Below are 15682 nucleotides of genomic sequence, written 5' to 3'. Positions count from 1 at the left end.
GCCACAGGTATATCAGTAGCCAGTTAACAAAAACAAAAACAAAACCCAGAAGAGTGTTGCGGCGCGAAGCGCCGCAACACTCTTCTGGGTTTTATGTCTTAACTTATTTGGCTATAGCTATACTTTAATTACATAGCAAGTCCCTTATACTGATTTCCAGTTCATAAAAATTTTTTTGCGATCGCATTTGACATATAACTCAATTTGAGCGATTATAGACAAGCTGATAAATTATTTAAGTTTTTTCAGTGGTTAGGGGCTATAGCGCAGTTGGTAGCGCATCTCAATGGCATTGAGAGGGCCAGCGGTTCGAATCCGCTTAGCTCCATACTAAAATAGGGAGAACGCATTGCGTTCTCCCTATTTTCTTGTGACAAGAATTTCTATGTATCAACTAACGTCCAGTGCTTTAGCGGCGATCGCTTTTTTTGTTGTTTCGGCAACTACCCCACCCATCGTAGAGGCTCAGACCCCAGCAATTCGCGCTTATCAACCCAAAGCTACTGAGACGGCTAGAAAATCCCAAATCCAAGATCAAATGCAAAAGGCGAATCCCAGCCGATTCGATCTCCAGAAATATCCTCTTACCGAAAGCAATGCTCCCCATTGGCAAGACTCTCTATGGGCGCTCGGCGTATTAGCACCCGAAAAAGATTATGCCGCGCAAGCCCTAGAAAATGTCTTGCAAATGACGACAGCCCCCAATCTCAGCGATCCGCAAAAAGGGATTATCGATACGGCGATGCAGGTGGGCATGGAATTATATCGGATTAAGCCTGCAGTTTATGGCAGACTGCAACAGTCTTTTTTAAACACTGTGAACTCCAGCAATGACCCCCAATGGGTCGCCCTATCCCTAGCAGCCCTAGCAAAGACAGGTCAAGATATCCCCAATTCTTCAATGGCAAAACTAAGTCTGAGGGTGCAACAACGCTTTCCCAATTGGTCGCAAGATCTATACTTGAGAAATACTTTACAAGCGGTTCTAGGCGATCGCCAACTCAATGAAAATACACTTCCCAATCTCTCTGACCTCTTAAAATGGCAAATTGCACCGCAACAGGCTCATATGTACGTGCTCTGTCGCCCCAATCGCGATGTATTGTGTGTGGCGATTCTTAAAGATCGCAATGGTAAATTTGTCATGCAGGGCAAGCAACTATGGTCAACCCCCTTGCTACTGCAATCCCTGCGCAATCTTGACTGGTACTTCACCAACGGGCGGACTCCGCAAGGGATTTACCGTATGGAAGGGGTCTCATTACAGCCCGATGACGAGGTGTTTCACGCTTACGGACAGTTTTCGCTGGTGAATCTATTCGTCCCTTTTGAGGATGGTGTTAACGCATTCTTACCCAATCAAAAAGGTAAATTCGCAGGCAATCTCCAAGCTTACCAAGCCCTCTTACCTCCTTCGTGGCGTAAATATACCCCGATCCAGCAGACCTTTTGGGCAGGTAATGTCGGGCGATCGGAGTTTCGGATTCATGGCAGTGGCGCAGCGATCGATTTCTTCCAAAGTAAGGCGATGCTGGTCAATCCCCAAAATTTTGATTGGAATGCCTCATTGGGATGTCTTTCCGCCCTAGAAATTTACGATAAGCGGGGAATCTTGATCGAGGCAGATATGCCGAAGATTCTTGATGCCTTAAATACCGTTGGCAAAGGCAAGGTAGATGGCTATTTAGTAGTTGTCGATGTGCCCAGCACCACCAATACCCCCATCACCCTCGCCGAAATTGCCAAATATCTATAGCAATTCTATTTCATTTATGAGAAAAATATAGCTTCAACGTTGCTCAGCCATCGGCATACGATGGCTGAGCAACGTTGAAGCCTCTCACAACTAGCTTAGGATTCCTATATAAATTTCTATGGAATCAAGCGGACAGTTGGAATGAAACATCCCCAAGAATAGGGATCGCGAGGGTTTGTTGCATAGGCTGAAACTACAGGGTAACTGCGATTTTGCTCTTTGCACGCATCTTGAACAGAAATAGAATAGCGATTATTTCCCGAAAAACAACGCCATCCCCAAGCAGTACGCTCTACCAAGTCTGCTTTCGATCCTCCCCACCTTTGTCGGCAGTATTGATTGAGGTCAACACCACTTATACGAACAAAATTAGAAGGTTGAGCATCCACATCTTGCCCATTCATAGAAACTGTCGAACCAACTAAAACAGACACTAAACTTAATGATGCCCAAAACTTATTCATTAACTTATATCCAAATATAATCGCTCAATAAACTGGCTTTTTTCAGTATAGTCTTGTTTTCTTGATTTAGTCAAAATTTTTACTTCTACTCTAAACCCGCGATCGCTTGATCCCCATTAAATGATATTTTGAGAAGCAGTTAGCTTTATATGCGATCGCAAAAAAAGTTAAACTCTTATAGTTTGACCTACTGCATTTTCTTGCACGTCATTTCATTGCAAATTTTTTAGATTCTAAGTTAAGAGGCTGGAGTAAACAGCAAGCATGGTAACAACCGCAGAGAAAGTATCAGTCGGGCGCATCACCAAGATCATCGGTCCTGTGGTCGATGCCGAATTCCCCAGTGGCAAAATCCCCGAAATTTATAACGCCGTTGTCGTAACAGGCAGAAACTCCGCAGGACAGGACATCAATGTCACCTGCGAAGTACAACAATTACTAGGTGATAACCAAGTACGTGCTGTAGCGATGAGTACCACTGACGGTATCGTTAGAGGTATGGATGTAACCGATACAGGCGCACCGATTAGCGTTCCTGTCGGTCCTAACACCCTTGGTCGGATCTTCAATGTATTAGGCGAACCTATTGATGAATTAGGGCCTGTTACCACCGAAGAAAAATTCCCCATTCACCGTCCATCCCCTGCCTTTACATCTCTCGAAACCAAACCTAGCACCTTTGAAACGGGTATTAAGGTAATTGACCTTCTCGCTCCCTATCGTCGTGGTGGCAAAATTGGTCTATTTGGTGGTGCTGGTGTCGGCAAAACCGTATTAATCCAAGAGTTAATCAACAACATCGCGAAAAAGCACTCTGGTGTGTCGGTGTTTGGTGGTGTAGGCGAACGCACCCGCGAAGGTAATGACCTCTACCATGAAATGAAAGAATCGGGCGTACTTCAGTACCTCGCTCTCGTTTACGGTCAAATGAACGAGCCACCTGGAGCGCGTATGCGTGTTGGTCTAACCGCTTTGACCATGGCTGAGTACTTCCGCGATGTGTCCAAGCAAGACGTATTGTTGTTCATCGACAATATTTTCCGCTTCACTCAAGCGGGTTCTGAGGTGTCGGCACTACTCGGTCGGATGCCATCGGCTGTAGGTTATCAACCAACTCTTGCCACAGACATGGGTGCTTTGCAAGAACGGATTACCTCAACCACCGAAGGTTCAATTACTTCTGTACAAGCCGTGTACGTACCTGCGGATGACTTGACCGACCCCGCGCCTGCAACCACCTTTGCCCACCTTGACGCAACCACCGTTTTGTCCCGTGGTTTGGCTTCTAAGGGGATTTATCCTGCGGTCGATCCTCTCGATTCCTCTTCGACCATGCTGCAACCAGGTGTAGTTAGTGACGAGCATTATCGTGTTGCTCGCGGTGTCCAATCAATTCTTCAGCGTTATAAAGAACTCCAAGACATCATCGCGATCTTGGGTCTAGATGAACTTTCTGAAGAAGATAAGTTGGCTGTAGCCCGTGCCCGTAAGATCGAGCGCTTCTTGTCTCAGCCCTTCTTCGTAGCTGAAGTATTTACTGGTTCGCCTGGAAAGTACGTCACCCTCGAAGAAAGCATCAATGGTTTCGATCGCATCCTTAAGGGCGAACTTGACGACCTCCCCGAGCAAGCTTTCTACCTCGTTGGCAACATCGAAGAAGCGATCGCTAAGGCTGAAAAGTTAAAGGCTGGTAATTAGGTATTTTGGCTATTAGCATTTAGCTGCTAGCGTTTAGCTCATCAAAAGCTAACAGCTAACAGCTAACGGCTAATAGCCCAGAAGCTAATAGCTAAAAAAATAACCAAATATTTTAAAAAATGACCCTAACTGTAAAAGTAATTTCCCCAGATCGGACGATTCTGGATACTGTCGCAGAGGAAGTGATTTTACCTAGTTCCACAGGGCAATTGGGTATTTTGACCGATCACGCTCCTCTGATTTCGGCGCTTGAAGTAGGTGTGTTACGTCTACGTAAAGACAAAGCTTGGTCGGCGATCGCTCTTACGGGTGGTTTTGCTGAAGTTGAAGAAAATGAAGTAACTGTGCTAGTTCGTAGTGGCGAATTAGGTAGTGAAATTAATTCTGACGAAGCGCGTAAAAAGTTGGAAGAAGCCGAGCAAGCTTTAGCTGGTATTAAGGCTGAAGATAAGCAAGGCAAGATTCAAGCTGAGCAAAATGTGAGAAATGCTCGCGCTAGATTGCAAGCTACTACTGCTATTTAATATGCAGGATGCATTTTAGCTGTCTCAGATAAAATATATCCTGTCACAATCAAAAAAACTAAACTTTGATTGGGCTTTGATAGCAAATCAAAGCCCGGTCAAAGTTTTAAAGCTTATCCTTCCGTAGAAAAACTATAGCAATTAGACTTGAAACTGAAATAAACAAAAGCAGTAGCAAATAGAAAACACCATTAAAGCCACCTAGAACACCAATCTCCAAGCCATTGACACTATCGTCAGATCGTGACAGATGATAAACCCTCCGTCAGAAGCTCTTTTTGCCAATCCCCCCAAATATGCCGTTTAATTGCTTATATTTTAACAGCATATTACTAAGGGCTCTGAAATTTAGATGATCGCGCCGTTAGCCAAGTCTGTAAATCAGCCAAATTACTAAAATCTAAAATCGCTTCGCTTAATTCCTCAAGCAGGGTTAAAGATAAACCTGAAATTGAAGCCCGCATCTCGTCAGATAAATTACCAAACCGCTTAATCAAAATTCTGACGACGAGGTTAATTGCTTCTTGCTTACGTCCTTGCTCATGCCCTTGCCTTATTCCTTGCATACGCCCTTGTATACGTCCCTGCTTTACTCCTTTAGCTTTAATTTCTCGATAAACTCTTGTTTCTTGTAACGTGATACCCAGCATAGCTTCTACCTCTTTTTGACTTAATGCTTCAAACTTGTAGACCATGATTGTCGTCACCATTTCTATTATGGCGCGACTTGATGATTGGTCAACAGTTCTTTTTAATAAATACCTTGCTTCGGCTGGCGCTTGGATTTCGTCAACCGTAGTTAAGACCATTAGCGCTACCCATATCGGCAACTCACGAATATTTCCTAACTCATTCAAATATATACGATGGACTTGCTCAGAATTAAGCAATGCTCGATATGGATGAATTTTGCCTTGTTCTATCGATCTCGATGGATAAATTATGACCGTTTGCCAGTCGCTAAACCTATGCCGATTTCGATAAAAATACAACAAAGATTCGGCAAATACCCTTTCGTAAAGTTGTTCGTCTTTTTGAAACTGAACCTCACAAAAGTAGACAATACCATCGGCTTCATTAGGTAAAAATACACCATCAATCTCAAATTTCGGCTCCTTGACTGCGACTGAGTCAAAGCGATATACATCAGCATTTGGTGGTGGCGATGGCAAAAGTTGAAATAATAGGGGCGGAAATTGTTGGAATAGTTTATAGAAGATGGAATCACGCCGCATTAAATATGATCCTAAACTGCAAATTTTTTATTATTCGATGGGTGTAGCTAAGATCTTTTTGAGTGCAATTAAGCCTTTTTTAAGTTGCCGCGAAACAGTTACAGCGCTAATTCCTAGGGTTTCAGCGACTTCACGATGGGTAAATTCTTTTAAAAATACAAACTCCACCACTTCACGGGTGCGATCTTCTAACAGATCGAGGGCTTGCTGGAGGCGAATATTGTCCTCTTGAGCCAGTTGAAAACTTTGATATTTATGATCGGTGACCAGATCGCCGATCGAGGTGCTGCTATCCTCACTTTGATCGATGGGTGTATCGAGGCTAATAGGCGATCGGTTTTGACAGGCAAGTTTGATGTCATACCATTCAGTGACAGTGATGCCAAGGTGATTGGCTATTTCTTGGCTTGAGGGTTCGCGTCCTGTCTCAGCCCGTTTGGTACGAATAATTTTGCAACCTTGATTATAGGTTGCTAGCCAAGCGCGAGGCATTCGTACCGTAGGACTTTTATCCCGCAAGTAATGTTGGATTTCCCCCTTGATGTAGGGTACGGCAAAGGAACTAAAGGCATTTCCCTTACTGACATCAAAACGTTCGATCGCATTAATTAGCCCAATCGAGCCGACCTGCATCAGATCTTCAAAGCTTTCTTGGCATTGATTTTTCCAGTGATATGCTTCACGGCGCACTAAGCCAATATTTAGGTTTACGAGTTGGTTACGCAGCTTGATCGATGGTTTGGAGCGATAGGCTTGCAAAATTTCTAGAGTTTCTTGCTTTTTGGAGATCGTGATTTGGGAATCCATTTCTTCGGATTCCTTTGGTTCGTTGCGACTATCTAAATACTTCCTTTGCAAAAAGTTCTCTAAGTGCTGATAGATGATTAATTGGGCGAATTCGGAAAAATTGGGATTTGTTTCAGGATTGAATTGACTGAGGGCCTTTTTAAAGCCTTGCTTACCTACTTCTAGTAATTCGCGATCGCTCGAACGCCTTTCGCCAATTCTTTTATTAGATACCCGACGTTCGCTGGTTTCTGTGCGATCGCCCGATCGCCTTTCGCCAATATTAGTTTGATTGATGAGCGAGATTGGTAAAGAAGCGATCGTTTCGCGAATTATGCCCATATGAATCTCAACTAGCTGATGCAGTAAGGATTCAGAAGGAGAAAACCGATACCCCCGCAGAAGTTTCGCGATATTTTCATTGTTTAGGCTATTTTCATCTAATTGCATAGGACAAACATCCTCAATGATGCAAGCAGCTAGAAAATATGCCCAATACATTAGAGGAGAACTTTGCATACATGTGCTTGATACCAATAGCTGTCAATGGCACATAGATTAGGTTACGTTGTTTGACCTTTGCCCCTAGCCCTGAGGCTAATCTGGGACTCCATGAGAATAATACAATCTATATCTTTATATCCAATTTCTTTTATTGTCTAAAGATTCTGTCCTAAGACAATTATAAGATTCTCATATCGTTGCAGCCCCCTAGATTATACATTCAACTACGGATTATCACCACGAAAGAATGTAATGATTAGATTAACATAACTATCACTTCATCTCCTACGGGTACATAAGTTTGATTTATTCGCATTACTGCGAGAGAGTTTACCCCGATCGCACTAATTAAGTTGCCAGAACTGTAATTGGAGACGGGTTGAAAGGTGGGGATTCCTTTGGGATAGGTTAATTTTCCCCAGAGATAGGTCTCACGTCGCCCTTGAGAATTAAGAGCTTCCGTGGTGCAAGCGGTAATAAATTGAGGCTGCCAATAGGTTTCACGCGCACCATTTAACTTAGCGATCGCACCGCGAATAAATCTCCAAAAACTCATCATTGCGGAAACTGGATTTCCGGGAATTCCAAAATAAACAATTCTTTCCTCACTTCTATTCACACTAAGAGAGTTTGTGAGGGAAGCTATGGTTAGAGGTTTTCCTGGTTTAATGGAAACTGACCTTACGTGGATATGGGCACCTAGTTTTTCCAGCAATCCATCTATATAGTCGTAATCACCAACGGAAACCCCACCTATGGAAATAACCATATCGCTAGTGGCGATCGCCTTTTTGATAGCGATTTCTAATTCTTCTCGGTGGTCGGGGACTGTGCCAAAGGGAATGGCGATCGCCCCTGATTGAGCGATCAGAGCGGATATAGCATATAAATTGGAGTCAATTATTTGTCCTAAGTGAAGTGGAGCCGAACTATCAAGGCTCACAAGTTCGTTCCCTGTGGAAATAACGGCAATTCGTGGCTGACGATAAACTTTTACCCTTTGACATCTTGCCGAAGCTAAAGCACCGATTTCTGTAGGGGTTAATTTACTCCCTGCTGACACCAAAGTTGTGCCTGCGGTCATAAATTCACCTTTACGACGAACATATTCACCTTTAATCGGTTTAATTAGAAAGTACAAAATATTGCCAATAGGTTCTGTATCTTCCTGCATGACAACGGTATCCGCGCCAATGGGCAACATTCCTCCCGTGAAGATGCGGATGCATTCGCCTTTTACTAGGGGTTTAGCGATCGCCATTCCTGCTGGGATTTCATCGGCAGCGATCCTTAACTGCAATCTTTCCTGAAATTCCTGCTGAAATTCCTGCTGAAATTTCTCCTGAAATTTCTCCTCTAGATCTGCATAACGAAAAGCGTAGCCATCCATCGCGGAGTTGTCCCAATGGGGAAAGTCCAAGGCGCTATGGACATCCTCTGCTAAAATTCGGTTCAGAGCTTGGGATAGGGGGATAATTTCACTATCGCTTTGCGGATCGAAAGGTTTTACCAAACTTAAAGCGATCTCCTCTACTTTGGCGACTGGAAGCATATTCATAGAAGTTTTGGGGGGTTTTTAGGAGTTCTTGAGAGTTTTGGGGAGTTCTTGGGTTTTGCGATAAAATTTGTCTATGCGTATAGATATTGTCACCCTTTTTCCTGAATTTTTTACTTCGCCGTTGCAAACAAGCTTGCTTGGTAAGGCGATCGCCAATCAGATTGCCGAGGTGCACCTGACCAATCCCAGAGACTTCACCACCGATAAGCACCATCGCGTTGACGATGAGCCCTATGGCGGCGGCGTGGGCATGTTAATGAAGCCAGACCCGATTTTTGCAGCGGTGGAGTCATTGCCGATTTTGCCTAAGCGCGAAATTATCTATCTGACTCCGCAGGGTGAAACGATGAAGCAAGAAATGTTTAAGGAGCTAGCCAATTACGATCAGCTAGTCCTCATTTGTGGGAGTTATGAAGGAATTGACGAAAGGGTATGCGAGCATTTAGTCACTCGCGAAGTCTCCCTTGGAGATTTTGTATTGACCTGTGGTGAGATTCCTGCACTAGCGCTAATTAATGGCGTTGTCCGTTTGCGTCCAGGAACAGTGGGGAAGGAAGATTCGCTTAAGTTTGAGAGTTTTGAGGATGGATTGCTGGATTATCCGCAATACACCAGACCTCCAGTATTCCGAGGTTGGGAAGTTCCCGAAGTATTGCGATCGGGCAATCATAAATTAATTGCGGAATGGAGAAAGGAACAACAAATTCTCCGTACCCAACAGCGTCGCCCCGATCTTCTATAGTATTTGTCAGGTAAGTATAGTTAAAGAATAAAACCCAAAATAGTGTTGCCGCGCGGAGCGCGGCAACACTATTTTGGGTTTTATGTCCTGATACAGTTGACGGCAGCTATACATCAGTATAGTTTTTAGCTACTTAGTGATAAATTTTTAGTGATAAAATCACTCCCATATCTACTTTCTGAATAAGCGTATAGGTCATACTATGCAAATGGTTGAGGTTGAAGCAAAGGTTATAGGACGGAAGCGATCGCCAGTAGCGCTGTGGCAAGTATCAATCTCGCAGGAAGGTTTGACATTACGCGATTTGATTTTGGATATTGTGGAGGCAGAAGTGACTGCTTTTCGCGATCGCCAAGAACAACAAAGATTACCTCAAATTTTGACTAAGGATGCGATCGCTTGGGGAATGGAAAAAGGCAAAATAACTTCAGGCGATCGCGAATTTGCACCCCAACCTGTCGATCTGCAAGCCGCTTTTGAGGCAGCGATTCAGGCTTTTAGCGATGGCTTATATTATGTTTTTATTGACGATCGCCAGTATGAATCACTGGACGAACAAGTGACGCTCCAGCCCCAAAGCAAGGTATTATTTTTGCGTCTCGTGGCGATGGTAGGAGGTTAATATGTTAAAGCGCGAACAGGCTTCTCAAGAACTACAAAAATTCTTTAGCACTCCCGAAATTTGGTTAGAGCGCCATCAAACGGCGATCGCATCTCTCCCAGATAATTTAAGAGAAATTGCTTGGGCTTTATTGCGAAGAGATTCCCAAGGATTGGAGACGAGAAATTGGGATGAGATTGCCAAATCATCCAATCGTTTGGGAGAAGTTAGTGCTACGGAAAGATATCAGATCTTTGAAGCACTATGTCCATTAATCGCCAAATATGTAGAAGCTGGTTGGCAATTACATCAGCGACTACCCTATCAGAATGGCTATCAAAGGCAGCCATTTCGCTTGTCATCTTCCATTATCCCTAACACTTTAGTCAATTGGGTACAGGGAATTCTGAATATAGTTCAGCAATATGAGCAGGATATTACTTGGTATCCTATTTGGGTAGCTTATATTTATCAATACAGCGATATTGGCATTCTGTTCGCTGCGGCGATAGAAGCGGAAGATGAACATTCCGAAGAAATATTAACAATATTGCTAGATTCGGCAAGGGGGGAACATGCGATCGCGGCTATGGGGAATCATGTCGTGCGATCGCTATTGATAGTGAATCGACCAGACTGTTGGACATTTGTAGAAAATTTGCTGCTAGCTGCCCAACGACAGGAAGGACTGCGGCAAACTATTTTGGAAGCGATCGCTCAGGCACATCCCCAAGCATTTCGGCGTATGGTGAAGCTGATTTTAGAGCAGGATTTAATCCGCTTTAGTGCCACGATTCGAGCGGTGGATCAGTGGTTTGGCTTTGGTTGGACGGTCGAACATAAGAAAATAGCCGAGCGATCGCTGCGTCAAGTATTAGGATTTCTCGAAGATGAGAGTTTAAGGCAGTCGGGCTTAGAAAGTGCCGATCCTCAAGAAGTTTATCTTTGTCTATGGGCGATCGCCTTTGATAATGCTGAAGCTGCCATCGCCCCTGCGACGCTCTTACTCCAGCATTCTCAAGTGGAAGTTCGCTTTGTGGCTGCATTCTTACTGAATCAATTGCATTTAGGCTCAACGAGGCAAGCACTCTTACCTATTCTCGAAGATCGCGATTTGCGAGTTGCTGCCCAAGCTTTTCAGGGCATTCAGAATAGTATTCAGAATCCTATTCAAATAGATAGCAATCGGACAAATAACAATCTATTTGAGCACGATCTATTTGAACGTTTAGAAGCTTTTTTACAAAGGATTCCTACCAATGAGAAGAAACTACAACCGCTAGTTTGGGAATGGATGCTGTTGAGTTTAGACCGATCGCAGGTCATCCGCGCTTTAAACGATCATTTAGGCGATCGCTCTCCCAGAAAGATGATTCCCTATCTGTCGGAGATGGACGTATGGCTGCGGGTTCAAGTAATCCAATTATTGATTAAAGAACAACCTTGGGATGATGAAATTCAGGGGCAAGTTTTTGCAGCAATGCGCGATCGCTCTTCCTATTTGCGCGAACAAATTTTCAATTTACTTAAACCCTATTCTCTCAATTCAGAATTGATTGTCAAAATGGAGGGTTTACTCACCCGTAAAGGTAGCGATCTGCGGCGGGGAGTGTTGAATTTAATCTTGAATCAAGCGGACAATGATGTTCTTATTAGTAGCGATCGCCTTTTAAACAGTAAAGATGCGGGGCAACGCTTATCAGGACTGGAATTGTTAGATGAAATGATTCGGGCAAAACGTCTAAGAGATGACTGTTATCAAAAAGTGGAAGCCTATCGCCAAAGACCAAAACTCACTACCACCGAAGTAGAGCTTTTACAAAAATTTTCTGAACCCGAAAAACAGCAAACTGCTACCCTCGAAAATGGCTTGGGACTATTCGATCCCAGTCAACGTACTCCCGCTATTCCGCCCACATTTCCCGATCGCGAAATTGTATTAGTTTCTGAAGCCGCTAAAAATATTTTGCGATCGCTCGACGATTTAATTCATGAATATCGCAATGTGCCAGTTAAACTGAGAGGATGGGATGGAACTGAAGGCGAAGAGCAATTGCTAGGGAATTTACATTGGTTAAGTTTTCCTTCCCCAGATATTTCCCATGAGGAGAATCTTGCTAATTTACCTTTAGCAGAGGTGTGGCAAGAATGGTGGCAGAATCGATCACCAGAGTTACGTGATGCCGATGGATATGAATTATTGCGAGCCATAGTTTCTTTGCCTAGACAAGGACATGAAAACCTTTTCCAAGACTATTCTTTCTTTCGGAACCATTTTTTAAACGATCAATCACCTAAATGGGTAAGAGATTGTCAGCGAATTTTGGTGATTGAAGTACAAGGACTAAATTATAGCAGTTTAGTTAAGTGTGCGCTGAAATGGCTGCTGTTTCTATATCCTCTTGAAGGTGCTGTCGATTTTATTTTAGACGCTACCCAGTTTTCACTTGCGACAATTCATCAAACCGTTTTACAGAGTCTTGGATCGTCTCCAGATGAATATATTGATGATTGGCGTGAAAACAATCAATTCACTACATGGTTGCTTTTTGCTTTTCAGTATCATAATTCTTGTCCTAGTGAATGGACATTAGCACAGACAAGACGACTATGGCAGTTGCTACGCTGGATTGATGAACCATTAGGAACAGTACCGCGCTATCTTAAAAATGAAAACAATAGAAGTTATCAGATTTTGCCGATTAGTAATCAGTCGGAAGGACAGATTAAGCGTTGTCGTCCGAATTTAATCCAGATGATTTTTGCCTTCAAAGCCAATGCAGTTACAGAAGCAGATCTTTTAGATTTTTTAGTTGGTGAAAGGTTGGAGAACTACTACTGTTTTAGAGAATTGAGAACATTAACTCAACGTAGCGGAACGCTTACAGCAGATAATCGCACCCGCAATGAGTTCTCTAATTTACCTGAAGCTGATTATCAGTATTTATTAGAATTAGTCGATCGCTGTCGGGAGCGGATTGTGGAGATAGAAAGCGATCGCGGCGATTTACCTACCCCTGCGACCGAAGCCGCCTTGAGCTTGCAGTCGGTATTAGGTATTACAACCGTAATTAAACTTTTGCAAAATTTAGGCAAAGAGCAGTTTATCCGAGGATGGAGCTACGATCGCGCTAGTAAAGCCGCCGTATTTAGCCATCTCATTCGCGTTTCCTTCCCTCTGCCCACCGATACCCCCGAACTATTCGCGCAGCAATTTACCGCTTCTGGACTTACTAATCGCAAAGCGATCGAGTTAGCGGTCTATGCCCCTCAATGGGCGCGGTATGTCGGGCATCTACTGGCATCTCCCGCATTTGCTGAAGCCGTATGGTGGTTCCATGCCCATACCAAAGATTCCCATTGGCAAGTCGAGCAATCGATTAGAGAAGGTTGGAGTGCTCAGGTTGGCGAACATACGCCCCTCACCAGCCAAGATCTAGTAGATGGTGCGGTCGATGTAGCTTGGTTTTGGAGAGCCTATCGCGCCATGACACCTGCCCAATGGGAAGAAATCCACGAAGCGGCAAAATTTGCGGCGGGCGGACAAGGGCATACGCGGGCGCGTCTGTTTGCGGATGCCATGTTAGGACAAATTGAGAAATCGGCAACCATCGATCGCATTCAAACAAAGCGCCATCAGGATTCTGTGCGAGCCTTGGGTTTAATTCCCTTAGAGTCAGAGAATCGTGAAGCCGATATTTTGCAACGCTACGAAGTTATTCAAGAATTTATGCAGGGTACTAAACAATTTGGTTCCCAACGGCAAGCGAGTGAAAAACTTGCCGCCCGTATCGCCATGGAAAACCTGTCGCGGACAGCGGGATACGCCGATCCTCAACGCCTAGAATGGGCGATGGAAGCCAAAGCGATCGCTGATTTAGTAGAAGGTGCAGTCACGGTGACAGAAGGCGATGTTTCGGTTAGTCTCAGTCTTGACGCGCTCGGCGCTCCTAATTTAACGATCGTCAAAAAAGGTAAACCGCAAAAAACTATTCCTGCGACTCTCAAAAAGAATGCGGAAATTATGGCTCTTCAGGAGCGCAAACAGAAACTAACCAAACAAGCCTCAAGAATGCGATTGTCTCTCGAACAATCCATGTGTCGAGGCGATCGCTTTACAGGCGCAGAACTGCAACAATTATTAATTCATCCGATTCTGCGCCCGATGTTGCAGCAGTTAATTTTTGTTGGCGAAACGGCGATCGGTTATCCGCAAGATTCTCGGTTGCGAAAACATGACAGCACCTATACCCAACTCAATTCTGCCGATCTAGTCCGAATCGCCCATCCCACCGATCTTGTGAAAACGGGTGAATGGCATCTCTGGCAACAAGAATGTTTCCATGCCGAGCGATCGCAACCTTTTAAACAAATTTTTCGAGAACTCTATCTTCCTATTCCTACGGAGGAAACTGAACATAAAGGTTCTCGCCGCTATGCTGGACATCAGGTGAATCCCAGACAGGCTTTGGCTTTATTTGGACAGCGCGGCTGGGTGGCGAATAGTTACGATTACGAATCAAGTATCCATCGCATTTTTTACGACCAAGATATATATGTCTCTGTGGAAACTAATAGCGGTTGGACTACTCCCGCCGAAGTGGAAGGCTTAACTATTGATGCTGTCTACTTCTCTCAACGTAGTCGCGGCACTTCTCTCAAACTCGATCAAGTTCCTGCCATAGTGTTTAGCGAAGTCATGCGCGATCTCGACCTAGTGGTGAGCGTGGCGCATCAAGGCGGAGTCGATCCAGAGGCAAGTGCTTCTACGGTGGAAATGCGATCGGCGCTGATTCGGGAAACTAATCGATTATTGAAGCTGACCAATGTCAATTTACAAAATAACTACGCCCTGATCGAAGGCGAACTCGGCAGTTATTCTGTCCACCTCGGCAGTGGTGTGGTACATCGGCAACCAGGGGGCTCCCTTTGCATTGTTCCCGTTCACAGTCAGCATCGAGGTAGATTATTCCTTCCCTTTGCCGACGACGATCCGAAAACTGCGGAAATAATTTCTAAGATCCTCCTATTCGCCAAGGATAAAGAAATTAAAGATCCTACAATTTTGCAGCAGTTACTGTAATAACAGAAGAAACTGCAACGACAGAGGAATATTACTGCTCGGCAAGCATTTTGTAGATCTCACGTTTGACATGAGTAAGCAGATCCCGCAAGCGATTGACATGTTCCAGATTGCCACTGCGACCGATTTGAATGACAGCAACGTTTAACTCGGTTAAAGTCTGCCGTAATTCCATTAATTCAGTAGGCATGTTTTCTGCGAAGCTATCGCGAGGATTTTTGATTGGGGATTGCTGATGGCGATCACTCAAAAATTGCCTACCATTCTCGGTGATCGTATAGATACGCTTGCCATCAATCTGCTCGCTCGTCAGATAACCGCCTTCTTCCATCATTTGTAATGCGGGATATACCGAACCCGCACTGAGGCGGCGAAATCCACCACCACGGGCTTCCAATTCTTTGATCAGTTCATAGCCATGCATGGGTCGCTCCGATAGCTGTGCTAGCAGAATGAATTTTATGTCACCGCGACGGGTGCGAGGTTCATCGCCCCATCCGCCACCAAAATGATCGCCGTGTCCATGCCTCCTACTCATGAAGAAGTGATTGTTAAGTCCTTCTCCTGCCAAAGCTAGATCGGGAAAATGGGAAAAAAATTGTCTAAACATAGGTAACTCCTTATGGGCTTTAAATAGCTATCGCGATATATCGATATCTATATAAAAGCTATCGCGATATATCGGTTTTGTCAACTATAAATTACTAAAACTTAAAAACCAAGAATTGATT

Annotated in this window: 11 protein-coding genes and 1 tRNA gene; 7 read left to right on the top strand and 5 right to left on the bottom strand. The window is 44.2% G+C overall.

Going from position 1 to position 15682, the window contains the following annotated elements; genetic code table 11:
- Positions 1-255: 255 nt before the first annotated feature.
- Together AC805_RS14730 and AC805_RS14725 are read left to right on the top strand one after the other, a co-directional pair.
- Positions 256-328: transfer RNA gene (locus AC805_RS14730), tRNA-Ala, on the top strand.
- A gap of 57 nt (positions 329-385) precedes the next feature.
- Complete coding sequence (locus AC805_RS14725) at positions 386-1756, top strand: hypothetical protein (RefSeq protein WP_055076118.1); 1371 nt, start codon at positions 386-388, stop codon at positions 1754-1756.
- A gap of 116 nt (positions 1757-1872) precedes the next feature.
- Here the strand turns inward: AC805_RS14725 and AC805_RS14720 are convergent, their stop codons facing one another.
- Positions 1873-2220 carry a hypothetical protein gene (locus AC805_RS14720; RefSeq protein ID WP_055076117.1) on the bottom strand — a complete coding sequence of 116 codons (348 nt, stop codon included), beginning with the start codon at positions 2218-2220 and terminating at the stop codon, positions 1873-1875.
- A 264-nt stretch (positions 2221-2484) separates the two neighbouring features.
- On the opposite strand from AC805_RS14720, the gene atpD reads away from it, so the two are divergent.
- The gene (gene atpD / locus AC805_RS14715) at positions 2485-3918 is read left to right on the top strand and encodes a F0F1 ATP synthase subunit beta (RefSeq protein ID WP_055076116.1); all 1434 of its coding nucleotides are present in this window, start codon (positions 2485-2487) and stop codon (positions 3916-3918) included.
- Between the two features lie 119 nt (positions 3919-4037).
- Positions 4038-4442: an ATP synthase F1 subunit epsilon gene (gene atpC, locus AC805_RS14710; RefSeq protein WP_055076115.1), complete on the top strand. Its 405-nt coding sequence runs from the start codon at positions 4038-4040 to the stop codon at positions 4440-4442.
- A 332-nt stretch (positions 4443-4774) separates the two neighbouring features.
- Here the strand turns inward: atpC and AC805_RS14705 are convergent, their stop codons facing one another.
- The 3 genes from AC805_RS14705 to glp all read right to left on the bottom strand — a co-directional run bounded on the left by AC805_RS14705 (position 4775) and on the right by glp (position 8525).
- Complete coding sequence (locus AC805_RS14705; protein WP_055076114.1) at positions 4775-5677, bottom strand: Rpn family recombination-promoting nuclease/putative transposase; 903 nt, start codon at positions 5675-5677, stop codon at positions 4775-4777.
- A 30-nt stretch (positions 5678-5707) separates the two neighbouring features.
- Positions 5708-6982: an RNA polymerase sigma factor SigF gene (locus AC805_RS27205; protein WP_331459081.1), complete on the bottom strand. Its 1275-nt coding sequence runs from the start codon at positions 6980-6982 to the stop codon at positions 5708-5710.
- A gap of 241 nt (positions 6983-7223) precedes the next feature.
- Positions 7224-8525, bottom strand: coding sequence for a gephyrin-like molybdotransferase Glp (gene glp, locus AC805_RS14695; RefSeq protein ID WP_082429512.1), 1302 nt, complete (start codon positions 8523-8525; stop codon positions 7224-7226).
- A gap of 73 nt (positions 8526-8598) precedes the next feature.
- Here glp and trmD point away from each other — a divergent pair, with 73 nt between their 5' ends.
- The 3 genes from trmD to AC805_RS14680 all read left to right on the top strand — a co-directional run bounded on the left by trmD (position 8599) and on the right by AC805_RS14680 (position 14951).
- Complete coding sequence (gene trmD, locus AC805_RS14690) at positions 8599-9267, top strand: tRNA (guanosine(37)-N1)-methyltransferase TrmD (protein ID WP_055076113.1); 669 nt, start codon at positions 8599-8601, stop codon at positions 9265-9267.
- A gap of 208 nt (positions 9268-9475) precedes the next feature.
- Positions 9476-9889, top strand: a complete 414-nt coding sequence (locus AC805_RS14685) for a hypothetical protein (protein WP_231663106.1) — start codon at positions 9476-9478, stop codon at positions 9887-9889.
- Position 9890: 1 nt separating this feature from the next.
- Positions 9891-14951: a DUF4132 domain-containing protein gene (locus AC805_RS14680; RefSeq protein WP_055076111.1), complete on the top strand. Its 5061-nt coding sequence runs from the start codon at positions 9891-9893 to the stop codon at positions 14949-14951.
- A gap of 31 nt (positions 14952-14982) precedes the next feature.
- On the opposite strand, the gene AC805_RS14675 is transcribed toward AC805_RS14680, so the two are convergent.
- Positions 14983-15561, bottom strand: a complete 579-nt coding sequence (locus AC805_RS14675) for a PadR family transcriptional regulator (RefSeq protein ID WP_055076110.1) — start codon at positions 15559-15561, stop codon at positions 14983-14985.
- Positions 15562-15682: the final 121 nt, after the last annotated feature.

Source organism: Pseudanabaena sp. 'Roaring Creek' (genome assembly GCF_001402795.1).
In the GTDB taxonomy this organism is placed as follows: Bacteria; Cyanobacteriota; Cyanobacteriia; order Pseudanabaenales; family Pseudanabaenaceae; genus Pseudanabaena.
The sequence above is the reverse complement of the archived record's forward strand: the minus strand, read 5'-3'. Positions and strand labels throughout refer to the sequence as shown.

Coding starts and splice junctions, on each gene's coding strand:
- AC805_RS14725 (WP_055076118.1), top strand. CDS start 386: ATGTATCAACTAACGTCCAGTGCTTTAGCGGCGATCGCTTTTTTTGTT.
- AC805_RS14720 (WP_055076117.1), bottom strand. CDS start 2,220: ATGAATAAGTTTTGGGCATCATTAAGTTTAGTGTCTGTTTTAGTTGGT.
- atpD (WP_055076116.1), top strand. CDS start 2,485: ATGGTAACAACCGCAGAGAAAGTATCAGTCGGGCGCATCACCAAGATC.
- atpC (WP_055076115.1), top strand. CDS start 4,038: ATGACCCTAACTGTAAAAGTAATTTCCCCAGATCGGACGATTCTGGAT.
- AC805_RS14705 (WP_055076114.1), bottom strand. CDS start 5,677: ATGCGGCGTGATTCCATCTTCTATAAACTATTCCAACAATTTCCGCCC.
- AC805_RS27205 (WP_331459081.1), bottom strand. CDS start 6,982: ATGCAAAGTTCTCCTCTAATGTATTGGGCATATTTTCTAGCTGCTTGC.
- glp (WP_082429512.1), bottom strand. CDS start 8,525: ATGAATATGCTTCCAGTCGCCAAAGTAGAGGAGATCGCTTTAAGTTTG.
- trmD (WP_055076113.1), top strand. CDS start 8,599: ATGCGTATAGATATTGTCACCCTTTTTCCTGAATTTTTTACTTCGCCG.
- AC805_RS14685 (WP_231663106.1), top strand. CDS start 9,476: ATGGTTGAGGTTGAAGCAAAGGTTATAGGACGGAAGCGATCGCCAGTA.
- AC805_RS14680 (WP_055076111.1), top strand. CDS start 9,891: ATGTTAAAGCGCGAACAGGCTTCTCAAGAACTACAAAAATTCTTTAGC.
- AC805_RS14675 (WP_055076110.1), bottom strand. CDS start 15,561: ATGTTTAGACAATTTTTTTCCCATTTTCCCGATCTAGCTTTGGCAGGA.